Origin of the sequence: Verminephrobacter aporrectodeae subsp. tuberculatae At4 (assembly GCF_000193225.1) — a bacterium.
Lineage (GTDB): Bacteria > Pseudomonadota > Gammaproteobacteria > Burkholderiales > Burkholderiaceae_C > Acidovorax > Acidovorax aporrectodeae.
The window spans coordinates 1-6,488 of the sequence record NZ_AFAL01000954.1 but is presented as its reverse complement, the minus strand read 5'-3'; the positions used below and the strand labels follow the sequence as shown (position 1 = coordinate 6,488).

Sequence of the window (6,488 nt, the reverse complement as noted above, 5' to 3'; positions counted from 1 at the left end):
ACCGGCACCCCAGGCAACGACACCCTCAGCGGAGGAGCAGGCAACGACGATTTGCGCGGTTTGGCGGGCGACGACACCCTGAATGGTGACGAGGGCAACGACTACCTGGAGGGTGGAGCGGGAGCCGACACGCTCGACGGCGGAGCAGGCAACGACACCTTGAACGGCGGCAATGGCAACGATACCTATGTCTTTGGCCGGGGCTCCGGTGCGGACAGCATCACCGACTACGACAGCACCGCAGGCAATACCGATTGCTTGTCCATCGGCGCAGGCGTGGCCACCGATCAGCTGTGGTTCCGCCGCGTGGGTGCGGACCTGGAGGTGAGCATCATTGGCACCTCGGACAAGAGCCTGATCAACAACTGGTATTTGGGCGATGCCTACCATATCGAGCGCTTCCAGACCTCGGATGGCAAGGTGCTGTTGGACAGCCAGGTGAATGCCCTGGTGTCTGCGATGGCAGCTTTCGCGCCGCCGCCCGCAGGGCAGACCACGCTGGCGGCCGATTACCAGACGGCTCTGACTCCGACGTTGGCTGCGGGCTGGAACTGATGGGGCACGCCTGCGCAGGCCTTGCGGCGACCGGGCGTGCGCGGGCGGGTCAATGGAACGAACTGCCCGCTGACAAAGATGGGTCCCCGCCTACGCCGTGCCAAGCACGGCCTGCGCGGAGAACGGGGCGAAGTGCGGCAGGGCCGCGGGTTCGAGCCGGGCGCTGCGCGCGGGCGAGGCACTCGCGCGCCATGTGGTGGTGCGTGGTTGCGTGGCGCCGGCGTGGCGGCGCCTTTCCTCGCTGGGTGAATGCCCGAACAGGCCGCGGTAGGCCTTGCAGAAATGCGATGACGATTGGAATCCGCAGGCCACAGTGACCTGCATGATCAGCAGGCTGCTGTGCGTGAGCAGTTCCTGCGCGCGGCGCAGGCGCAGGTGCATGTAGTACTGCGCGGGGTTCATGCTGAAGTAGCGGTGGAACAGGCGCTCCAGTTGGCGCAGCGAGAGTCCGACGCAACGCGCCAGCTCGGTTAGCGGCAGCGGCTCTTCGATGCGCGCGGCCATGATCTCCACCGCTTCGGTCAGGTGCTGGTAGCCCGGCCCGATGCACGCGGGCTGGGGGATGCTCTGGCGCTCGTCGCTGGCGCGCAGCCGCTCGACGAGGAATTGTTCCGAGATGTCCATCACCAGCTGGGCGCCGTGGTGCGCGCGCACCAGATGCAGCATGAGGTGCAGCGGCGCGGTGCCGCCGGAGCAGGTGATGCGGTCGCGGTCCAGGACGAAGATCTCGGAAGAGAACCGCACCTTGGGGAATTCCTCGCTGATGGCGGCGAGGTTCTCCCAATGGATCGCGCAGCGGTAGCCGTCGAGCAGGCCCGCGCTGGCGAGCGCGAAGGCCCCCGTGCAGAGCGCGCCCATGGGCACGCCGAAGCTGGCGCAGCGGCGCAGCAGCCGGCGCACGGCGTCGCTGGTGTTGCGGCGGACGTCCACGCCGCCGCAGACGAACACCATGTCGCACCCGGGCAGGTTCGCGGGATCCGCGCTGGCCGTGATGGCCAGACCGTTGCTTGCAGGCACCGCCGTCTGGTCGGGACTGAGCACGCTCCAGCGGTAGAGCGCGCGGCGACTCAGGTAGTTGGCCATGCGCAATGTTTCCACGGCATTCGCGAAGGCGATCATCGAATAGTCCGGCAGCAGGATGAAGCCCACGTGCGTGCCATGCAGGCCATGCGCTTCGGCAGCACCGGCGCCCTGGGTGTGCATGCGCTTGTCGGGAATGGCTCCGGGGGAGACGCGCAGCATCGGGGGCCTCCTGTTTTTTTGTGCGCGCTGGGCTCAGTTTGCGCGATCCTGGTGCGCCACGCCGAAGCTTTCGGTGAGCCGGTCCAGGATGATCGCCAGCAGCACCACCGCGAGACCGCTTTCAAATCCCAGGCCGATGTCCAGGCGCTGTATGCTCGCGAGCACGTCGTTGCCCAGGCCGCCGGCGCCGACCATGGACGCGATGATGACCATCGACAGGGCCATCATGATGGTCTGGTTCACGCCGGCCATGATCGTCGGCAGGGCAATGGGCAACTGCACCTTGAACAGCAGCTGCGTCGCGGTGCAGCCAAAGGCGTTTCCGGCCTCCACCTGTTCGACGTTTACCTGGCGGATGCCCAGGCTGGTCAGCCGCACCATCGGCGGCATGGCGAAGATCACGGTGGCGACCGTTCCGGGAACCCGGCCCAGGCCGAACAGCATGGCTGCGGGAATCAGGTAGACGAAGGCCGGCATGGTCTGCATGAAGTCGAGCACCGGCCGCACGCAGGCGTTCACCCGGTCGTTGCGCGCGCACCAGACGCCCAGCGGAATGCCGAAGAACAGGCTGATGAGCGTTGCCGACAGCGTCAGCGACAGGGTCACCATGGTTTGCGGCCAGAAGCCGGTGACCACGATCAGCGTCAGCGAGAGCAGCACGAACACGCCAAAGCCCGGCCCCAGGCGGCGCCATCCGAGCACGGCGACGGCCGGGATCACGAGCCAGAACGGCACCGCGAGCATGCCCTCCTCGATCCACTGGGCAAAGCCCTCCACCAGGGTGCCGATCGAGTCGAAGAAGGTGGCGCCGTGGTCGAGCAGGAACTTCACGCCCAGGTTCACCCAGCGCCCCAGGGGCAGCAGGTCGTGCAGGGCGTCGATGGCGGGGCGCAGCAGCTCAGACATGGCGGGCCTCTTGGGACATTCTGGCGAGCAGGCTGCGCGCGGAGATGCAGCCGAGCAGGCGGTCGGTGGCGTCGAACACGCCGATCGGTTGGTCGATTCCGAGCACGGTCTGCATGGCTTCGGGCAGCGGGGTGGACCAGGGCAGGCGCGGGCCGCCGCCGTACGAGTGGCCGTTCAGCCCGGGGTCGATCAGGTCCGCAGCGGTCAGGTAGCGCGAGGTGTCGATGCCCTCGAAAAACTTGCGCACGTAGGCGTTCGCCGGCTGGGTGATGATCTGGTGCGCGCTGCCTTCCTGCACCAGATTGCCGCTTTCCATGATCGCGATGCGGGTGCCGATGCGCAGCGCCTCCTCGAGGTCGTGCGAGACGAAGATCACGGTGCGCTGCTGCGCGCGCTGCAGGTCGAGCAACAGGCTCTGCATCTCCACGCGCTTGAGCGGGTCGAGCGCGGAGAAGGCTTCGTCCATGAGCAGGATCTCGGGATCGACCGCGAGGGCCCGCGCCAGGCCGACGCGCTGCTGCATTCCGCCCGACAGCTGCGCGGGGTACTTGGCGGCGTAGGTTTGCAGGCCGACCTGGGCCAGCACCTCCATGGCGCGCGCCTCGCGCGCCTTGCGCGGCGTTCCCGCCATCTCCAGACCGAGGGCGGCGTTCGCCAGCACGTTGCGGTGCGGCATCAGCGCGAACGACTGGAACACCATGGCCACCCGCCGGCGCCGCCATTTCACGAGCTCGGCCCGCGACAGCGCGGCAATGTCCAGCCCGTCCACGTTGATCGAGCCGCGCGACGGTTCGACCAGCCGGTTGATGAGCCGCACCAGGGTGGACTTGCCCGACCCGGACAAGCCCATGAGCACGTAAATCTCGCCGGGCTGCACGGCGAAGCTGACCCGGTTCACGCCCACGACGTTCCCGGTCTGGGCAAAAATCTCGTCCTTGCTGCGCCCCGCGTCGAGCAGTTCGATGGCCTGCGGGACGTTGTCGCCGAACACCTTGCAGAGGTTCTTGACGCTGATTTTCGGGTCTGGCATCGCGCGGCTCTCCGTGGGTTTTCTTGCGGCCGGGCCGCAGTATTTTCAATTCGACGCTGCGCCGTGTCGCGCCGCAGCGTTCCCCGAGATTGGCAGGACTGCCGCGCCACCGGAATGGTTATTACCCTTATTCCATTGCCACGCCGTGCGGCAATGGGTCTGCGCTACCGGTCCAGTGCAATGTCGCTCAGGGCCCTGCTGCAGCAGGGAAGGATCCAGCCCTGGTCGATTTCACGCTGCCGAATTCCACCGGAATGCCGGATTTCCACCTGGCCGGATATTTTCTTGCTCTTGCACGTTCCGCAGGCGCCGTTGGCGCAGGAGAAGGGCAGGCGCAACCCGGCCGCAGTCGCCGCTTCCAGTATGGTTTGCCCGGGAAGGCACGCAAATTCCGCGCCCGTTTTTTGCAGCCGCACCTGGTAGCTGGTGGCGCTGGACGTGGAGCGCTCGCTGCGTGTCTCTGCGGCATCGGCGGCTTGCGGCGCTTCAAAGGAGAAGCTCTCCTGCCGGTAGCGCGACATGGCGAATCCCGCGTCGGCCAGCTGCGCGCGGATGGTGGCCATGAACGGCGCGGGGCCGCAGGTATAGATGTCGCGTTGCAGGAAGTCCGGGGCGATGTGCGCCAGCCGCGCGGCGTCCAGGCGGCCCAGATGGCCGGCGTACGCGCTGCCGGGGACTTGCTGCTCGCAGACCATGGCGAGCCGCAGGTGCGGCATATTCCGCGCCATCAGGCCGAGCTCTTCGGGAAACAGCAGGTCGGCGGGGCTGCGCGCGCAGTGCACGAAAACGACGTCGGCGTCGCTGCCCAGGTCGTGCAGCGCCCGCGTCATCGACATCAGCGGCGTGATGCCGCTGCCGCCCGAGAGAAACAGGTAGCGCTGCGCGGGCGCCGCGAAGCAGCTGAACGCGCCGCCCAGGCCGCGCACGCTGAGCGCCATGCCCACGCGCAGCGCGTCGTGCAGCCAGTTCGACACCGGGCCGCCCGCAACCCGCTTCACCGTGATGCTCACCAGGTCGGGGCGCGTGGGGGTGGACGAGAGGGTGTAGCAGCGGTTCATCCGGCGGCCCGCGATGTCCAGTTCCAGCGTGATGAATTGGCCCGGCAGGTAGCGAAAGCTGCGCGGCGCGTCGGCCCCGAGCACAAAGGTTCTGACGTCGTGCGTTTCCTGCCGGATCTGCACGCAGCGCAGGGTCTCGTCGCGCTCGGCGCACCAGGGCTGCGGCGCGGGCGCCGCGAAGTCGGAGGGCAGCATGGGCGCAATGCTTGCGGCAGGGACGGACATGGCGGCGCGCCGGGGCGAACAGGGGACGGTTCAGCGGACCAGCGCGCTGAGCCGCTGCACGTACCAGTTGCAGAACTTGTCGAGCAGTCCTTCGATGAACGGGGAGAACGGGCCGGGTTCGTAGGCGCCGCTGGCGATGCCGATTTGCGACTCTTCGACCAGGCGGCGGTCCTGGTCGTTGGTCGCGTTCCACACGGCGGTCAGGTTCTCGACGCTGTAGTCCACCCCCTCGACCGCGTCCTTGTGCACGCACCAGGTGGTGCGCACCAGCGTCTTGCCCGCGGTGATCGGCAGCACGCTGAAGCTGATGATGTGGTCGCTCATGAAGTGGTGCCAGGAATTGGGCTGCGTCCAGAACGAGAGCCCGCCGAGCGCCGGGTCCACGAAGTCGGCGAGCAGCTTCTTCGACGCGACCTCGGTGTTCAGGGTCTGCGACTGCCCGCAGCGATCGAGCGGCAGGCGCTGCGTGCGAAAGCCGGTGACGCGCTCGTCCAGGGTGTCGATCTCGGCCGAGGGCAGGCCCATGGCTTCCCAGCGGGCGTGGCTGCGCTCCAGGATCTCCTGGAAGCCTTGGAGCTTGTCCGCGTTGTGCGCGTCCGGCTTGTAGCCAAAGCCGTGTTCGTACAGCGAGACGGTGAGCTCGGGGTGGGTGGCCAGGCAGTGGTAGCACTCCCGGTTGTTCTCCATGGTGATCTTCCAGTTGCAGTTCTCCACCAGATCGACCTGCGCCGCGACCTTGCACTGCTGCAGCTGGTGCGGCGCGAGGTAGGGCGTCATGGTGGTGGCCATCTGCTCGAAGTCTTGCGGCGGCGCATCGCCCAGGCAGATGAAGATCAGGCCCAGGAGGCTGCGCACGTGCACGGGCCGGAGGTTCAGGTCGCTGAAGTCGAAATCGTCGGGCATGTGCTTGGCGTGGACCAGCTTGCCCGTCAGGTCGTAGGACCATTGGTGGTAGGGGCAGACGATGTTCCCCAGCACGCCCTGGCGGTCGGCGCACAGGCGCGACCCGCGGTGGCGGCAGACGTTGTGGAAGGCCCGGATCTGCAGGTCGTCGCTGCGCACGATGAGGATCGAGCGGGAGCCCATGTCGATCGTGACGTAGTCCCCGGCTTCGGCAATTTGCGGCTCGACGGCGACGAAGATCCAGTGCGCGCCGAAGATGTGCTCCATGTCGGCCCGGAACAGCTCCTCGCTCAGGTAGAACGGGGCCTCCAGGCCGTAGCCGGGGCGGCGGCGCGCGAGCAGGTCGCGGACCATCAGGGTGTGTGCGGACAGGGGCTGGGGGTGGTTCATGGGAAGCCTCTTTTTGACCTTCTCAGAAAGACACAAGGGAATGGTTGCGCAGGTAGTCCAGGACCGCCTGCGCCTTGCTGCCGGGGTCGCCGGCTTCTATGACGCGGCCCCCGGTGGGGGCCGCGGACTCTATGGCCCCGAGCATCCGGGAGTGGCCGCTTTGCACGCTCCTGGCTTCG

6 protein-coding genes are annotated in these 6,488 nt (G+C 67.4%); 1 reads left to right on the top strand and 5 read right to left on the bottom strand.

What is annotated here, in order from left to right; genetic code table 11:
* On the top strand, positions 1-555 hold a 555-nt coding region (locus tag VTU_RS0122735; RefSeq protein ID WP_010109647.1), incomplete at its 5' end, for a calcium-binding protein.
* A gap of 90 nt (positions 556-645) precedes the next feature.
* Here the strand turns inward: VTU_RS0122735 and VTU_RS30005 are convergent.
* The 5 genes from VTU_RS30005 to VTU_RS0122710 form a co-directional block, all read right to left on the bottom strand.
* Positions 646-1,797: a GlxA family transcriptional regulator gene (locus VTU_RS30005; protein ID WP_010109646.1), complete on the bottom strand. Its 1,152-nt coding sequence runs from the start codon at positions 1,795-1,797 to the stop codon at positions 646-648.
* 33 nt (positions 1,798-1,830) lie between these two features.
* Complete coding sequence (locus VTU_RS0122725; protein ID WP_050809558.1) at positions 1,831-2,670, bottom strand: ABC transporter permease; 840 nt, start codon at positions 2,668-2,670, stop codon at positions 1,831-1,833.
* Between the two features lie 25 nt (positions 2,671-2,695).
* Positions 2,696-3,733 (bottom strand): quaternary amine ABC transporter ATP-binding protein, encoded by a 1,038-nt coding sequence (locus tag VTU_RS0122720; RefSeq protein ID WP_010109644.1) that lies wholly within the window; start codon positions 3,731-3,733, stop codon positions 2,696-2,698.
* 164 nt (positions 3,734-3,897) lie between these two features.
* Positions 3,898-5,016 (bottom strand): FAD-binding oxidoreductase, encoded by a 1,119-nt coding sequence (locus VTU_RS0122715; protein WP_040894087.1) that lies wholly within the window; start codon positions 5,014-5,016, stop codon positions 3,898-3,900.
* A 30-nt stretch (positions 5,017-5,046) separates the two neighbouring features.
* Positions 5,047-6,309, bottom strand: a complete 1,263-nt coding sequence (locus VTU_RS0122710; protein WP_010109642.1) for an aromatic ring-hydroxylating oxygenase subunit alpha — start codon at positions 6,307-6,309, stop codon at positions 5,047-5,049.
* Positions 6,310-6,488: the final 179 nt, after the last annotated feature.